This window comes from Verrucomicrobiia bacterium, from assembly GCA_019634625.1.
Classification (GTDB): domain Bacteria; phylum Verrucomicrobiota; class Verrucomicrobiia; order Limisphaerales; family CAIMTB01; genus CAIMTB01.
The window spans coordinates 145,404-162,184 of the sequence record JAHCBA010000008.1; the positions used below are offsets into that span (position 1 = coordinate 145,404).

Sequence of the window (16,781 nt, forward strand, 5' to 3'; positions counted from 1 at the left end):
TCCCGCCACCGAGCAAAATTGACGGCCCGGAGCAGCGGGTTAGTGTCCGCCGCCGCGCCTCCGTCATGAACGCCAAGATCATCCTCAAGTCCCTCTTCCTGGTTCTGGTCCTGCTGTTGCTCGTGCTGATGGGGATGCACAACCGTGGAACGGTCGATTTCGTGCTCCCGCCCCTGATCGAGAAGGCCATCAAACAGCCCGCCGCCCTCATGTACTTCGCCTTCTTCGCCATCGGCTTCCTCACCGGCACCATCGTCTGGGCCGGCGGCGGAACCAAGGGCGGCTCGGGAAGTCGCGGCGGAGGAGACCGCAAGTAGGCATGCCGCCCCGACATCGCCCTCCCGCCGGCTGCCGGTTCCCCGTCCGGCCGTCCATCTCGATCCCCCGGGTTCTGGGCGCCATCCTCGCCGCCGGATCCCTCCTCCTGCCTGCCCACGCCCCTGCCGCGACGACCCCGCCGGACGCATGGCTGCCCGCCGGGTGGACCCACCCGGCCAGCGCCGCCATCGACCGGGACGACGCCCTGTACCAGCGCCTCGCGGGTCGATCCTCGGGTCGCCGCCTCGAAATCCGATGGGAACCGGAGCCGGGTCCGGAGGTGGACCATGCCACCGCCTGGGTCAGCACCGACCCCCTCGACGAACGGGTCGTCCGCGATTGGCGGACGGTTCCCATGGAACGGGAATCCGGCGCATGGACCGCGCGAATCGCCCTCCCGACCATCGACGCCCCCTCCCTCTACTTCGTCCAGGCCGGCCGGAACGGCCGCGTCACCGCCTCCCCGGCCCGGGCCTTTCACCCGCGCCCCGCCGGCTGGGATGCACCCACCTACCCGTTCAGTGGCTACCTCGAAGGATTCGAGGACGGTGCCGACGCCTGGGAACTCGTCGCCGGTGGCAAATCCGGGGACCTCTCCGTCAGTGCCCAGGCCCTCTCCGGTCGCGCCGCACTGCGCGTCCAGGTCCCGTCCGGGCGCGGCTCGGTCACCATAGGCTCCGCGCGCCTCCGGGGCTGGATGATCGAGGAACACCGGCCCCTGGCCGTGCGCTTGGCCGTACGGACGGAATTCGCCAGCGGCCGCGTGCACCTCAGCCTCCACAGCCGCGCCCGAACCCCCGACCTGGCCGTGCATCCGGCCGCCTGGGGGGTGATGGTGGACGATCGATGGCGCCGCGTCGAAGTGCCCCTCGGCGATTTCGCCAGCCTGCGCGCCCCCCAAGTGGATTGGCTGACGATTCAGTTCTTCGCCGACAGCGGGACCGCATTGCTTCTGGACGACGTGGAATTGGTGATGCGCTGACCCGGAGACGGGGCGCGTTCGACCGCCTGGGCGTAAGCCCGAAGGCCGGCCACGATCGAAGCCGCCGCCTGTCGGCGCCCGGCCTCGCTGTAGATCCATCGGGCATCCGACGGGTTGGACATGAAGCCCAGTTCCACCAGCGCCGCCGGCATCTCCGCCAGGCGAAGAATCACAAACCGCGCCCGGCGCACCCCCCGGTCCACCGTTCCAGGAAGATCCCGGACCAGGGCCCGCTGGAGGTGGTAGGCGAGCAGCAGATTGCGCGGATCGTGACGGTTGCCGGCTGCCTCCTGCCAGGGACCCGCGTCGACACTCGCGTTGGTGGATCGGGCGCCCTCCGGGGTGAGGGCGTACACCTCCACCCCGCTCGCCTCCGATCCCCCATTGGGACTGGCATTGAAGTGAAGACTGACCAGCAGATCCGCCCCCCGCCGCTGGGCGATGGCCGCCCGTTCCACCAGATCCACCGTTTCGTCGGACTCGCGGGTCATGATCACCTGGAAACCGGCCCTCACCAACTGACGCCGCACTTCCTCCGCCAATGCCAGGGTGTAGGTCTTCTCCAGCCGTGTGCCGTTCTTCTGTCCCGGCTCCCGCCCCCCATGGCCGGGGTCCAGGCAGATCGTTCGCACCCGCCCGCCCGCCACGTACGGTCCGGGCCGGATCAGCGGCTGCAGCACCCCGTCCAGATCCTGCACCGCCACCCAGACCTCCCCGTTCACCAGCCGCACCGGATGCGAAAGCCAGACCGCCACCCCGTTGAAGGTGATCCGGCTCGCCTCCGTAAGCAGCGCCATCCGGATCTCCGGCCCGGTCACCAGAATATCCCGGGAGAGCGGCGCCCGTTCGACCCGCAACCCCTGCAGCCGCGCCCAATCCTCCAGACGCCGGTAGGGACGGCTGGATGGCTGGGAGGCCTCGAAAACACTGCCGGCGACAGGGCGCGGCTCGGGCAATCCCAAGCCGCCCGCCACCAGGGCCAGCGCCAGCACCGTCCGGCCAGCCGTCCGCCAGGAACGGGATGCCACGGATCGCAGACCTCCGCCCGAACCGCCAGGACGGGCGGCGCCAATAGTGGGTGGGTTCAACACGGTGAGGACTTGGCGACCGGCCTCACCGCTTTCGCATCGACCCGCGCTCGTTGATCCACGGCACATCCCGCGGACCCCGCCGGGTTCCGGCCACGCCCGGGCGCAGCGTGTCCGGGTCCTTCCACTTGCGGATCTCCGCATGGCCGTCCGCAAACGACAGCCCGCTGGCCCCGTTGTGATAGATCGCGGGAAGATTCCCCCAATCCTCCGTCCGGTTCACAAACACCAGGAAGTACCCGTCATCGATGCTCTCCTCCCGCTCGTCGATGAAGACAAACTGGCTCGATGGCAGGGTGATGTCCGTCAGCTTGCGATAGGTCCACCACCCTTCCCGCTCGAGATCCTGGGTATGCCAGGAATTGCCGTTCATGCAGCCGTTCATCGAGATGCTCCGCGTCCGCGGATGCCGCTGGCCTCCGATCCGCACCATGAACTTGTCCGCCGGGCACTTGTAGATCTCCACCGCGGGATTGTACGGGTACAGCAGCCCGTGCGGCGGCTTCAGCAGGTTCACATTCGTGCAGTCCGAAAGATTGACCGGGCCCGCCGTGGTGTGGATCCAACCTCCCACCCACCCGCCCCGTGCCGTCCCATCCACATTCGGCGGCAGCTTCTCCTCGTGGTCCCCCGAGTACATGATCCACGCCAGCGACAACTGCTTCCCGTTGTTCAGGCACTTGATCCCGTCCGCCTTCGTCTTTGCCTTGGCCAGCGCCGGAAGAAGCATGCTGGCCAGAATCGCGATGATCGCGATGACCACCAGCAACTCGATCAGGGTGAAGCCGCGCGGTCCTCCGTTGGGCGCTTTCATCGGTACGCTCCATGCCAGACAGCCGCGTGCCCCGAGTCAAGCCCGCCGTGCCGGTGCCCGGCGGCGTTCGGTGCATCCCGGAGTTGTGGGTGAGGAGGCGGCAGATCGGAGGGACGAGCTCCGCGAGTCCCCGACCCAACGCGCCACTCCCTTGCGGCCTCGCGGAACCCGGCCCTCCGAAGCGCCGCTTCGCGAAGTTCGCACCTCTCCCCACAATTCCGGGATGCACGGGCCCGGGGGCCCGCTCCACGCCGCTGTTGATGCGGGGCCGGGAACGGGTAAGGTCGCCGCCGCCCAAACCCGCACTCTTCTATGGAATCGCCTTTGCGCCCCTGGAGTCCCCTGGTCCTGCTGTTGGTCTTGTGTTCAGGTAACCGGATCGCGTCGGGGGAGGAATGGACGATCGACCGGGGACGGGACCACGCGGTACGGCAGCGCTGGGTGGAAGGCGGCGAAGGGGGCGGGCGGGTGGCGACCTGGATCCGGCTCGAACCGGGGATGCACTTCCGCGATCCGGACACCGGCGGGTGGCGGGAGACGCGGGAGGAGATCGAGATCACGGCGACGGGGGCGGTGGCGCGGCACGGGCCACACCGGGCGATCTTTTCGCCCAACGTCAACGATCCGGCAGGAACATTGGATTTCGAGATCGAGCCAGGGGTGCGGCTGCGGAGTTCGGTGCTGGCGCTGCGATACTTCGATCCGTTGAGCGGACGCGACGCGGTGGTGGCGGTGGTGCGGGATGCGCGTGGGGAGTTGCTGCCGCCAAACCAGATCCTCTATCGGGGGGCCTTCGACGCGGTGCGGGCGGACGTGGTGTACACCTACCGGAAGGACGGGATGGCGGCGGATGTGGTGCTGCGGGAGGTGCCGCCTTCGCCGGCGACGTTTGGACTGAACCCGGAGACAGCCCGGTTGGAGGTGGTGACCGAGTTCTTCGAGACGCCGGAGCCGCAGAAGCGGCGGCGCACCCTGGCGACGGTGTCGGACCCGCGCCTGCGGGCCCGGGTGGCGGAGCCGGACTGGGTGGACGAGGCGCTGCATTTCGGGGAGGCGCGGATCGGCGAGGGCCGGGCGTTCGCGTGGTCGGCGCGGGAGGCGGCCGCGTTCCGTCCGGACGCCCATGCGGTGGTGGGAAAGCACTGGGTGCGGACGGGACCGCGGCGCGCGATCCTGATCGAATCGGTGGAGTACGCGCGGCTGTTCGACGCATTGCTGGAGCTGCCGGGACCTCCGGCGCGGGTGCAGACCTTGCGGGCGGAGGTGCGGGCCGCGGCGGAACAAACCCCGGAGGCGCGGCGGCTGGCAGCATTCGAGCGTTGGGCGGCGGGCGGACTGGAACCGGCGGAGCGAATCGGGGCGGGGTTGCTGCCGGAGCGGCAGTGGGCGGGCGTGTCGGGCGGTTTTGACCGGCCGATGGAACTGGCGTCGGCGGCCGTGCGGGACGAGCCGGGGGTGGTGGTGGACTGGACGGCGCTGACGGCGTCGTACGTGGATTTCACGTTCTCGGCGACGAACACGTATCTCGTGGCCGGGAACTGCTGGTTCACGGGGACCACGGTGATCGAAGGGGGAACGGTGGTGAAATTCCCGGCGCACGACGGGACCGCGTTTCACGGGGTGACCCTCGACGGGCCCCTGGCGAGCCACACCGGGCCCTACCGGTCGGCGATCTTCACGGCCGACCACGATAACACCGTGGGCGAATCGATCGCGGTGGGGATGCCGGGATTGAAGACGGACTACGGATGGATGCCGCTGCGGTTCGTGGACCGGGGCGAGCCGGTTGTGGTCGAGCATTTCCGGTTCAAGCACGGCGCGCACGGCGTGTATTTCCAGGGGAACAATCCGGACAACGCCGTGCGGCATTCCCAGTTCGTGAACTGCCGGTACCCGGTGTGGAACACGGCCGGGACCCCGGTGCGCCTTGAAAACGTGCTCATCGACGGGCTCAAGACTCCGGGGGCGGCGTTGTCGGGCAGCGGGACGCCGTTCATCGGGGAACACCTGACCGTGCATGGGATGGCGCAGCTTCTGAACGGCGGAACGCTGGTGCTGACCAACAGCCTGATCGCCGGGGTGGCCTCGGCGGGGAGTTACAGCGGCGCGGGCAATCACCAGGCGGCCAGCGCGGCCGGCCTGTTCCAGACGGTGGGCACGGGCCACTTCTATCTGGCCCCCGGGAGTCCGTTGCGCGACGCCGGCGTGACGGGCATCAACCCGGCCTTGAGCGGGGAACTGGCCGGGTTGACGACGCACGCGCCGGTGGTGCTCGGAGCGGACATCGGGTCCTCCGTGACGCTCGAACCGCAGGCCCAGCGGGACACGGGCATTCCGGATATCGGCTACCACTACGCCCCGATCGACCACGTGGTGAGCGGGCGCAGCGTGACCCACGCCACACTGGGTCTGACCAACGGGGTGGTCCTGGGCGTGTTCGGTCCGGCCGGGTTTCGGTTGGAAAGCGGCGCACGGATCGATTCCGACGGGATGCCCGGAGTGCCGAACCGGATCGTGTATTACACAGCGGTGCAGGAGCAATCGACCCTCGGCTGGATGGCGCCGGCCGGCGAGGTGGGTCTGTTCGAGTTGGAGATCCCATCCGGCGGCCCGGCGCCGGAGATCCGCTTCACCTTCACCGAGGTGTCCATGCCGGCGGAACTCCCCGCTCGGCGCCGGCTCGTGCGGCAGTCCGCGAACGGGCCGCTCCGGCTGACCTCGCTCCACTCGCACTGGGCCGGGCTGGACTTCGAAGTGCGCGGGGACCACCCGGGAACGGCCCTCGTGCTGAACAACAACATCCTCGAACACGGCCGCTTCGCCGTCACGGAATCGGCGTCCCCCGGTCAGCACGCGGTGGGGCTGCTGGCGTACAACAACCTGTTCCGGGGCGGCCACGTCGGACTGGCAAGCGATCGTCCCGGTTCGGCCTGGGTCGTTCGGGACAACCTGTTCGATGCCGACACCCTCACGGCGGCGCCCGGATCGGGCAGCTTTTCGCACAACGGATTCCGGGCGGGCCTGGCGGCTTTCGGATCGGCGGCGGTGACCGGATTGGAACCGGACTATGTCGCGACGGCCCTGGGAAGGTATGCCTATCCGTCCAGTGGCGGGGTGACGAGTCTGGCGGGGCTGATCGACGCGGGCAGCCGGTCGGCGGGCGCGGCGGGGCTTTACCACTTCACGACGCGGGCCGACGGGCAGAAGGAAGGGTTCACGACCGTGGACATCGGATTTCACTATCTCGATCCGGTGGACACCGACGGGGACGGGATCCCCGACTGGATCGAGGATCGGAACGGGAACGGGCTGCTGGATCCGGGCGAGACCTTGTACACCGAGTCGGACACGGATTACGACGGGAGGAGCGATTCGGAGGAGCTGGCGGAAGGGACGGATCCGAGGGATGTGCGGAGTGTCCGGCCGGGCGTGCTGGCGCGGTGGCTGTTCGACGATCCCGTGCATCCGTGGCGGACCAGCACCGGCGGGGAACCGATCGAACGGACGTCGGTCTCGCTGGTGCCGACGGCGCCGTTTCAGCACGGGGCCGAACTGAACGCACCGGGATCGGTGCTTCGCTATCGCGAGGTCGAGGACGGAGGCGTGGCCAACATCAACTGCCGCGAGGGAACCGTGCAGATCTATATCTCGCCGTATTGGGCCAGTGCCGGCGACGGATGTCCCCCGGGGTGGGGCGGAACCGGGCCGGGAGAGCCCGTGTCGTTGATCGCGGTCGGGGACTTTTCGATCGGGATCGACGCGACGGGCACGCGGGTGTCGTTGCGGTCCCCGGACGGCGAAGGCGGCGTGGTGACCAATCTCGAGGTGCCGCTGACGATCTGCGAGGACGATTTCCCGCCGGACTTCTCCCTTGGCATCCAGGTGTCCTACTCGACCAACACCTCGGCGATCTTCGTGAACGGGAGGCTGATGGGCCATGGAACCGGGATTCGCGCCTGGCCGGATGCGGCCACCCGGGCCGCGGAAGGGATCACCATCGGAAGCGCCGGGGCGGGGGTCGGACCTCTGAAGGGCATTGTGGATGCGGTGGTGACCTACAACGCCCCGTTGCACCTGGTGACCAACACCCCCTACGTGGCACCCCGGGTGACCGACATCCGCCCCACGGTGCTGCTGAGCTGGACCGGTGTCTCGAATGCCCTCTACCAGATCGATCGCCGCTCGGGGCCGGACGATCCGTGGGTCACCGTGCGTTCCTCCCGTCCGACCTGGTGGCTCGACACGCAGGTGAGCGTGGGCCGCGAGTACGAGTATCGGATCAGTCCCGACGTGCATGTTCCCCCGGAGATCCTGCTCAACACCGGTCCGAACTACGCCACGGTGCATTGCGGCCTGCGCTTGCCGCCGGACGATCTGCCGGGGCGTGTGCTGCTGGTGGTGGATGAGAGCCTCACCGCCGATCCGGCCTTTGCGGCGGCCGTGGAGGGCCTGATCCGGGATCTGTGGATGGAAGGCTGGGAAGTCGCCCGGTTCGATGGACCACGACACGACGACGGCAACTGGCTCAAGAATGTGTCGCGCATCGCGGAGGTGAAGTCGTGGATCGTGGCGCAATACGCCCTCGATCCGGTGCGGACGCGCGCGGTCCTGCTGCTGGGTCATGTCCCGGTGCCGTACTCGGGAATGCTGAGCCCGGACGGCCACCTTTACCGGCCGCTGCCGGCGGATGCGTATTACGGCGATGTCGATGGGATCTGGACCGACACACGGCACCTGCCGCTGCAGCCTGGCATCGAGACGCCCAACCTCGCCGGGGACGGCATCTTCGATCAGGAACTGATTCCGCCCAATGCGGCCGGAGTGGCGGCGGTGGAACTGGCGGTGGGCCGGGTGGATTTCGCCCGGATGCCCGCCTTCGCCGGGGCGGTGCCACCGCGGACCGAGGTGGACCTGCTCGTGCAGTACATCGAGAAGGCGCGCCGTCATCGGCGCGGCGAGGTGACGCTTCCGGAGCGGGCCGTGGTGGGGGCCTACTTCAGCGCCAACGCCAACGAGGAGGCGAACAGCGTTCATCGCCGGGAGATGGAGGCGATCGGACGGCGCATGAGCATCGGCTGGGTGGGAACCAATGAGGTGGCGAATCTGCCGGGCGATTTCTTCGTCGCGGGCACGCCGGCTCTCTGGGGTCTTCAGGGCGGGTTCGCGGGAGGCGTGGACTGGTTGCATTCGCGTGGGGCGGTGAACGCCTTCCATGGCATCGGGCCGCACCGGACGGCCGACCTGGTGGCGGAGGCGGCGGAACCTCCGGTGGCGTTTTCCGTGATCGAGGGATCGTGGATGACGCATTGGAACAACCCGGATCACCTGGGACGCGCCCTGCTGGCCACGCGGTCGCACGGTCTGGCCTGGTTCTATGCCGGTTTGCCGCGGGTGCGCTGGCAGCTCCAAAGTGCCGCCCTCGGCAAAACCCTGGGCGACCTCTGGCGCAAGACGCAGAACGACGCCTGGATGTGGCCCTGGGTGTCCGTGACCTACGAATCCGGCATGGGCACCGGCGTCCCCGTGTACTCCGGCTCGCGGTCCCAGGGAGGGTATGTCTTCACCTCACTCCTGGGAGATCCCACGTTGCGGCCCGTCGCCGCCCCTCGCAGCGGGACGGTCTCCGGAACGACGCTGTCCAATGGAACCCTGGTCCTGACCTGGCAGGTCAGTTCCGACCCGGCCGCCCGGTATGCGGTGTACCGGACGGCGCAGGGCCCCGGGGGAGCCTGGACGCGGGTGAACCCGGCGCCCCTGACGCGGCCGGCCTGGACGGATCCCTCGCCGCCGCCCGGGGCCCACACGTACATGGTGCGGGCCCTGACGTTGAGCCGGACGGCATCGGGTTCGTACACCAATGCCGCCGTGGGCCGCCTCTGGCCCTGACCTCCGGAAATCTGTCGCCGCCATGAAAACCGTGCTGGTGATCGAGGACGAACCGGAAATGCGCCGCAACATCACGCGGTTGCTCAAGTTGGAGGGCTATGAGGCGATCCCGGCCGAGGACGGCCGGGCCGGGCTGGAACTGGCGCGACGAAGCCGGCCGGACCTGATCCTGTGTGATGTGATGATGCCGGCCATGGACGGCCACGAGGTGCTCCAGGCGCTGCGGTCGGAGCCGGAGGGGCGGTCGGTGCCGTTCATCTTCCTGACCGCGAAGGGCGAAAAGGCGGATCTGCGTGGGGGCATGAACCTCGGGGCCGACGACTACCTGACCAAACCGGTGGACAACGACGAGTTGCTGGCCGCGGTGGCCGCCCGTCTCCTCCGGGCCGAGCAGGCGGTGCGGTCGGCGTTCGATCCCGACTTCGGATCGGCGGTGCCGCTCGAAGCGCTGGGGTTGACGCCGCGCGAGGCGGAGGTGCTTCTCTGGGCCTCCCAGGGCAAGACCAATCCGGAAATCGCCACCATCCTGTCCATCAGCGAGGAGACCGTGAAGAAGCACATGAAGGCGGTGCTGGCGACGCTCGGGGTGGAAACGCGGACTGCTGCGAGTCTGCGCGCGCTCGAACTGCTGCAGCGCCGCGCCTGATCCGCCGCCGGAGGCGAGCAGGGACGTGGAGCGTTCAAAGGCACCGGTGCATCCCGGAGTTGTGGGTGAGAAGGCAGCGCTTCGGAGGGACGAGCTCTGCGAGTCCCCAATCCAACGCTCCACACCCTTGCGGCCTCGCGGAACCCGGCCCTCCAGATCGCCGCTCGGCGGAGTTCGCACCTCTCCCCACAACTCCGGGATGCACCCGCGCGATGTCCCAGCGTTTGACACGGGTGGGGCGGGGCTTAGCCTCGGCGACATGGTTCGGTTCTTGCCCTGAAGCCGGTGCGGACGCCCGGGCGTCCGCGGGGTTCGGGGTCTCTCGCCATGCGCTATTGCGAATCCATTTATCGGCATCGTCGTCGTCGTTCCCGCGAAGTGGTCATCGGGGATCCCCACCGGGGCGGAGTGGTGATGGGGGGCGGGCATCCGGTCGTGGTGCAGTCGATGATCACCTGCGACACGATGGACACGGCGGCATGCGTGCGGGAGACAATCGATCTGGTGAAGGTCGGCTGCCAGATCGTGCGGATCACGGCCCCGACGGTGAAGGACGCCGCCAACCTCCAGGCCATCGTGGCGGAACTGCGGGCCCGGGACTGCCATGTGCCCATCGTGGCCGACATCCATTTCAAGCCCGAGGCGGCCATGGAGGCGGTGAAATGGGTGGAGAAGGTGCGCGTGAACCCCGGCAACTACGCCGACAAAAAGAAGTTCGCGGTCAAGGAGTACACGGACGAGCAATACGCGGACGAAGTCCGGCGGGTGGAGGAGGCGTTCGCGCCGCTGGTGCGGGAGTGCGTGCGGCTGGGGCGGGCAATGCGGATCGGAACCAACCACGGTTCCCTCAGCGACCGCATCATGAACCGCTGGGGCGACACCCCGGCGGGAATGGTCGAAAGTGCCCTCGAATTCGCCCGGGTGTGCCGGCGCCATGACTTCCACAACTTCACCTTCTCGATGAAGGCCTCGAATCCGAAGGTCATGATCGAGTGCTACCGGCTGCTCGTGGCGCGGTTGGAGGAACTGGGGCCGGATTGGAATTACCCGGTCCACCTCGGCGTGACCGAGGCCGGCGAGGGCGAGGACGGCCGGATCAAGTCCGCCATCGGCATCGGGTCGCTGCTGTGCGACGGCCTCGGCGACACAATTCGCGTCAGCCTGACCGAGGACAGTCCGAGGGAGATCCCAGTGTGCCGCGAACTGGTGGCGCAGGTGTCCGGATTGACCGCCTGGCCGGAAGGGGGTGGCGGACTGGACCTGCCCGCGCTGCTGCCCTGGGACCCCTTCACCTATGCCCGCCGGGCCAGTGTCGAATCCGCCCTGGGCGAGGCGCCCGGCGGCGGAGAGCAACCGGTCCGGGTGGTGGTGACGCGGGCGGTCCATGACCGCGTGGCCCCCAAGCTGACGCCGACCACCGATGTCCGGCCGGAGGCCGTGTACGAGGATCTGCCCGTGCTGGAGCTGGATCCGTCGCAGCCGTTGTCCGGCGACGCGGTTCCTTGCGACACGCAGTGGGTGACGGTGCGGGACGGCGTGGCCCTGCCACCGATTGCGGCGTTCCGGCTGCTGGCGGTCCGGCTGGCACAGCTCGGACGGCGCAATCCGATTCTGCTGAAGGACACCCTGGCGTTCGGCGCGGTGCCGTGGACGCCCGATGTGGCGATGCTGCGAGCCTCGGTGGTGCTGGGGTCCCTGCTGGCGGACGGCATCGGGGACGCCGTCCTGGTGCGCGGTGAGTCGGGGGCCGGCTCCTCGTTGCGGCTGGCCTACAACATCCTCCAGGCGGCCGGCGGCCGCAGTTTCAAGACCGATTACGTGGCCTGTCCAAGCTGCGGACGGACGCTCTTCAATCTCCAGACCGTGACCGCGCGCATCAAGGCCCGGACCGAGCACCTCAAGGGTGTCAAGATCGCCATCATGGGATGCATCGTGAACGGCCCCGGCGAAATGGCCGACGCGGATTTCGGGTACGTCGGCGGGGCGCCCGGGAAGATCAACCTGTACGTCGGCAAGACCGCGGTGAAGTTCAACATCCCCGAGGCCGACGCCGTGGAGAAGTTGGTGGACCTGATCCGGGAACACGGGAAGTGGCTCGAGCCGGTGGCGTGAGCGGAACGGGCGCATCTCCCTGGTGTCGGCGATGCGATCGGTCGAGGGATGCGGCGAGGGGACCGTCGGGGTCGGGGTCGGAATCGGGATCGAACCGGAACGATCTCTGGGGATGCGCGAAGCTCCATTTCTGCTTTCGATACCGATTCCGATACCGACCCCGACCCCGATTCCGTTGCGCCTTCCGACACCTCGCAGATGCGCCCGGGCCGGGCCAGCCCACCCGTGTCCTGTTGGCAGTCCATGGAGGTTCGGGCAGCCTCAGGCCGATGAGCCTCTCAGCCTTTCCGCTTCGTGCGGTGGGTCGCTTCCGCCCATCCATCCGGGTTCAAGTGGGCTGGCTGCTGTTGGCGGGTGCCTGTGTCGTTGGCGCCACACCGCCCGTCATTCCGGCATCCGTCACGCAAGCCGTCCGGCAGCGGGTTGATTTTGGATACAGCGCTGGCATTGCGGTCGGCCTGATCCACCGCGATGGACGCGCCTTCCACGGATACGGCAGGCGCGATCGCGATCGTCCGGGTGCCCCCGACGAGCATACGCTGTTCGAGATCGGTTCCGTGACCAAGGTGCTGACCAGCCTGCTGCTGGCGGAGGCGGTGCACCGCGGGGAACTCGACGGGAATGACACCGTCGCCAGCCTGTTGCCGGACCGGATCCTGCCCCGGGGCCGTGATCGCGAAATGACCCTCCTGCAACTGGCAACGCATCGGTCGGGGTTGCCGGTGAACCCGGACAACCTTTGCGTGGAGGACGTGACCCGGCCTTTCGAGTGCTACACCGAAGAGCGGTGGAGGGATTTTCTGGAACGGCACGTGCCGCCGAGGGAACCGGGGTCGGCCTGGGAGTATTCCAACACCGGATTCGGTCTGCTTGGTTACGCGCTGGCCGCGCGTGCGGGTGTCAGCTACGAGGCGTTGCTGCGCGAGCGCGTGCTGGGCCCGCTGGGCATGACATCCACCATCATCGACCCCGACGACGATCAGGCGGAGCGCCTGGCGAAAGGCCATTCATCCGTGCTCAAGAGGCCGCCTTTCCGCCTGCCGGTGCTCGAGGGTGCGGGAGCCCTGCGATCCACCGTGTCGGATCTGCTGACCTTCCTCTCATTCCAGCTTGGACTCGAGGATACCCCGCTCCGACCGGCGATGCGGGACATCGAGACCTTCCGCACCGCCACCACCTACCCGGGCATGGGGATGGGAATGGGTTGGTTTCTGTGGGATCTGCCGGGCGGGCGCGTGCTTCAGCATGGTGGCGAGACACCTGGCTTCACGGCCTTCGTGGGCTGTCATCCGGCGCGCGGCATCGGCGCCGTCGTGTTGTCGAATTCGCGCGTCAATGCCTACACGGCCGTCACCGACATCGGCCTGCGGTTGCTGGACAGTTCCTACCCGTTGACCCCGATCCGGCGTCCCGCCGACGTTCCCCAAGAGACCCTCGCCTCCTACATGGGCGTCTATCAGGGTCCAGGAGGCGACTCGTTCGAAATCGGCCGGGTTCTAAACCGCCTGGTGGGATACCATGTGCGGTCGGACTTCGAATTCGTCCTCGTCCCCGAATCGGCCCGGCGCCTGCTCGTTCTCGAAATCGAAGTCGGTCCCAACGTCGCCGCCCAGTTTCAGGTGGCCGCGAACGGACGGGTCACCGGCATGGACTGGACCCAGGGCGGCCAGACTGCCTCCTACACGCGCACGGGCGATCCGGCCCGTCTGACGTTGAGCCCCTCGGGGCACGAGATCGGGATCGGGATCGTAGGTGGCGGAGACGTTCCGTACGAGATCCAGGCCTCGTCGGACCAGACCCGTTGGGAGAAGATCGGGTCCGTGACGGCGAACTCCGAACCTCTGCATGAGGTCATCCGCCGCGCCGAACCGCGTTTCTACCGTGCTGTCCGCCGGCGTAACGCCGGACTGGAGTTTGGCCATTTCCAGGTTCCTGAGCCCCTAAGGGGCGAAAGGCGATAGCCCGGAGGCGGGCCCGCCGGGGCACTTGCGTGCTTTGACCGGCTGGCGGGACAACGGCGGTCGGGGTCTCGGTTTCGCAATGAGTTCCCCGGAGGTGGCACGACGTCCGTGGGAAATCCTTCTGCGCACCGACGGTCTGCGCGGGGACATTCCCCCGGGGAGCACAGACTGGAGGTGGGATTATCTGCCGCCCGATGTCCGGGGTCTCCGTGCCGAGCTTGAATTCCAACCCTGACTTCCATGGCCTGGCGCATCCCCGAGGCGGACATCGAGCGGGTCAAACTGTGGGGCAGTTGCCACCTGCTTCGCCACACCTGCGCCCGCACATGCTCGAGGGCGGGCCCGACATCCCCAGCATCCAGCAACAGAGATTCTGCGGCGTTTGGAAGAGCTTCAAAGCGGCCAGGTTCAAGCCATCCCGGGAGACGGGGTGTCCGCCAGAATCCGCCAAATCGTGGGTCGGTCAATCCCCACTCCTTCCACCCGGCCGCCGATGCCGAGTACACGCATGCGGCTGAGTATCACGACCTCCAACAGCTCGAGGTGTATGCAGACGCAAAAAGGGTCCATCAGAGATCAGGCCTTGCAGTCCAAGCGATCTTCAAAATCATCCGGGGTCAGCCAGTGAGCAGAATTCTTGTCCTCGATTCGCTTGGCCACCGCTGATGCGTATCGACTGTCCTCCCGATGTCGTATATGGAACATGAACGCCATCAACTCGTTCTGCGCCTCAATTGGAAGAGCGGCGATCTGGTCTTTCAGCTCCTGAACGCTCATGACGGCTTTATGGGGCAGGTTTCTTGGCGTGGGCAAGCACCCGCGTCCAGTGTCATGCCGGTGGCATCGTCCATCTGGGCGCCTTGGCGCCGGCACCGGCACCACCGTCCACGGTTCCGCTCTGTCCGTGCTGCGGTCGGCCCATGCAATTCCTGCGACGGATCCCCTCTCCGTATCGCCAGCGCAGGCCTCCGTAGCCAATCACTCCCGTGTCATCATCTCCCAACCTGTCCTGTGCGCCGCCATCGCCATCTTTCCGCGAATGGGTCACGGGTGTCCTGTGCCCCGCACACACCCACGCCGTGACGAATGGGGCAAAATCCAGGCTCCGGACGACGTCAGGCTCCCCGAGGGTCACCCCCGAACGCTGGGAAGGGCCTCAAGACCGAGACACGATGTACCACTTGCGGCTTTCGAGGTGGGGTGTTGTGCCAACCTGACGGTACTTCAAAGGTTTGGCTGAAAACATAAGCGCCATAGCCGGTCTGGCCGACTGATCCAATTCCGCCTTCCTCACCCGGGCTCGTTCAACCAAGGGTGTAGTTGCTGGCTCCGCTTCGCTCCGCAGCAATACACCCTTTATTGTTAGTCGGAACCGCCGGAATCACCCGACGGCCCAGCGTCGTAGGTTCCATGATCAGTGTGGTCATGATTGCATTAATTTCTTCTTTGTGGTGCTCTGCGACGTAAGTCACACGTTTGAGATTCGGAGCTGGCATGGTCGTTCCTTGTGAATGGAAGGGGTTGGGCAGAACGCCTGCGTGAGCGACAGAAGGCAGCGGGAAACGGGCTCAAGAATGGAAGCGAATGTGGAGGCTGCCTCCTGTTCGCTCGACGCAATGGTCGATGCCTACTGGAAGAGGCGTGCCTTGATCCACGAAGGATCTCGTCTCATGTCGAGAATTGCCCAGATCATCACTGCCTCCTGCTCAACTGTGTAAAAGATCCCGAACGGGAAGACACGACTCAGTAGCCGATGATAATCCTGATAGACAACCCGATGGATCCCAGCGTAGAGCTCGGAGCGACTCAATGTCAGCGCGGAGGCATGAAGTAAAGTAATCGCCAAGTCCTTGATCTTGGGCTTCGTAAAATCGATATCCGTCGGAAAGGTCGTCCAACGCCTCGTCGGAGATCCGGATCAGCCTCATGTGCGTCCCAGGCTGCCTTTGACGGCGTCCCAGTCATGCATCTGGGAACCTCCACTGCGATATCGAGCGCGTCGAGCATCCAATAAGTCTCTGATTTCCTGAGAGATAGGAGACGAATCGGAACGTGCGCGGAGATCCTCCCAGAGCGTTTCCATGATCTGGAACTTCTCTGCCATCGGAAGCGCCTTGAGCTCTTCAACCGTCATAAGGGAAGCATAGCCAAGAGGTACGGCCCGGGCGACCGAAATTCCATCGAACGATTCCGCTCACCGATCCCGCGAAGCGGGATTTGGTGCAGCGCCTGTTCGACGCGTTCGTATGACATGTGCAATCTCTCTGCCAATGCCCTGACTTTCTCCTCTGGAAACTCGCCAGTGAGGTGACTGTTCAGATCCCCAAAGGGGGGGCGCGGGTGCGGTGCAAGTGATGGCTCCGGCGAGGACGGGTAGGCGGGGAGGGTCGCTGTTGTTGCGGCTTTCCGCAGTAGAGGGTCCTGGGAAGTCGGGAAATCGGAGCAGGAGGGCCTCGGTCGCGGGCTTGTCCGCGCCGCTGCGAGGTTGCCCGCTCAGGGGCCGGCGGCCGGAACCTCGGGCATGAAGGGTTGTCCGAGCGCCAGGCGCCGGCAGGCGTCCCAGAGATTGTGTCCCTGCTTGCGGCAGGTGGAGAGGTAGCTGCGAATGCGCGCGAAGAGGTTTGCCCCGCGCAAGGTCCGGAAGCAGCCGCTGATTTTCTGCTTCACCTTGATCATGCGAATGTCCTGCTCGCCATGGTTGTTGGTGAAGGGGACCTTGGGATCGATCAGGTAGGCCGGCACCGATGGCATCCGCCACAAGTCAGATCCCGGTTCCCCCTCGACCGCCGGTTGGCCGGGGCCCTATGATCGCACCGGTCGGTGACAGACCTCAATCACGGCCGCGATGACCACGACGCACCACGAGTGAACCGGGGAACCCATGGCGACCTGACTGGGCCCTGAAGGTTTTTCCGAACGCTTCGCGGTTTTCTCCTTAGCGACAGATAGGACCCAGTGTGCGGCGCGTGCGTCC

General features: G+C 66.9%; 13 protein-coding genes. 7 read left to right on the top strand and 6 right to left on the bottom strand.

Annotated elements, in window-relative coordinates; genetic code table 11:
* Positions 1 to 65 precede the first annotated feature (65 nt).
* Positions 66 to 317, top strand: a complete 252-nt coding sequence (locus KF833_07100; GenBank protein ID MBX3745061.1) for a hypothetical protein — start codon at positions 66 to 68, stop codon at positions 315 to 317.
* A gap of 2 nt (positions 318 to 319) precedes the next feature.
* A complete protein-coding gene (locus tag KF833_07105; protein MBX3745062.1) occupies positions 320 to 1,300 on the top strand; it encodes a hypothetical protein in 981 nt (326 codons plus the stop codon).
* Here KF833_07105 and KF833_07110 read toward each other — a convergent pair.
* Together KF833_07110 and KF833_07115 are read right to left on the bottom strand one after the other, a co-directional pair.
* Entirely contained in the window at positions 1,237 to 2,328 is a 1,092-nt protein-coding gene (locus KF833_07110; GenBank protein ID MBX3745063.1) for an N-acetylmuramoyl-L-alanine amidase, read from the bottom strand. The genes KF833_07105 and KF833_07110 overlap by 64 nt on opposite strands.
* Positions 2,329 to 2,413: 85 nt before the next feature.
* Positions 2,414 to 3,202, bottom strand: a complete 789-nt coding sequence (locus tag KF833_07115; protein MBX3745064.1) for a type II secretion system protein — start codon at positions 3,200 to 3,202, stop codon at positions 2,414 to 2,416.
* Positions 3,203 to 3,514: 312 nt separating this feature from the next.
* Here KF833_07115 and KF833_07120 point away from each other — a divergent pair, with 312 nt between their 5' ends.
* From KF833_07120 to KF833_07140, 5 genes are all read left to right on the top strand, one after another.
* The gene (locus KF833_07120) at positions 3,515 to 9,088 is read left to right on the top strand and encodes a hypothetical protein (protein MBX3745065.1); all 5,574 of its coding nucleotides are present in this window, start codon (positions 3,515 to 3,517) and stop codon (positions 9,086 to 9,088) included.
* A gap of 22 nt (positions 9,089 to 9,110) precedes the next feature.
* Positions 9,111 to 9,734, top strand: coding sequence for a response regulator transcription factor (locus KF833_07125; GenBank protein ID MBX3745066.1), 624 nt, complete (start codon positions 9,111 to 9,113; stop codon positions 9,732 to 9,734).
* A gap of 327 nt (positions 9,735 to 10,061) precedes the next feature.
* On the top strand, positions 10,062 to 11,846 hold the full coding sequence (gene ispG, locus KF833_07130) for a (E)-4-hydroxy-3-methylbut-2-enyl-diphosphate synthase (protein ID MBX3745067.1): 1,785 nt from the start codon (positions 10,062 to 10,064) through the stop codon (positions 11,844 to 11,846).
* Between the two features lie 269 nt (positions 11,847 to 12,115).
* On the top strand, positions 12,116 to 13,807 hold the full coding sequence (locus KF833_07135; protein MBX3745068.1) for a beta-lactamase family protein: 1,692 nt from the start codon (positions 12,116 to 12,118) through the stop codon (positions 13,805 to 13,807).
* 79 nt (positions 13,808 to 13,886) lie between these two features.
* Positions 13,887 to 14,042: a hypothetical protein gene (locus tag KF833_07140; GenBank protein MBX3745069.1), complete on the top strand. Its 156-nt coding sequence runs from the start codon at positions 13,887 to 13,889 to the stop codon at positions 14,040 to 14,042.
* A gap of 341 nt (positions 14,043 to 14,383) precedes the next feature.
* Here the strand turns inward: KF833_07140 and KF833_07145 are convergent, their stop codons facing one another.
* The 4 genes from KF833_07145 to KF833_07160 form a co-directional block, all read right to left on the bottom strand.
* Positions 14,384 to 14,584, bottom strand: coding sequence for a hypothetical protein (locus KF833_07145; GenBank protein ID MBX3745070.1), 201 nt, complete (start codon positions 14,582 to 14,584; stop codon positions 14,384 to 14,386).
* Between the two features lie 527 nt (positions 14,585 to 15,111).
* The gene (locus tag KF833_07150) at positions 15,112 to 15,303 is read right to left on the bottom strand and encodes a hypothetical protein (protein ID MBX3745071.1); all 192 of its coding nucleotides are present in this window, start codon (positions 15,301 to 15,303) and stop codon (positions 15,112 to 15,114) included.
* Positions 15,304 to 15,731: 428 nt separating this feature from the next.
* Entirely contained in the window at positions 15,732 to 15,941 is a 210-nt protein-coding gene (locus KF833_07155; GenBank protein ID MBX3745072.1) for an addiction module protein, read from the bottom strand.
* 359 nt (positions 15,942 to 16,300) lie between these two features.
* Entirely contained in the window at positions 16,301 to 16,549 is a 249-nt protein-coding gene (locus KF833_07160) for a transposase (GenBank protein ID MBX3745073.1), read from the bottom strand.
* Positions 16,550 to 16,781: the final 232 nt, after the last annotated feature.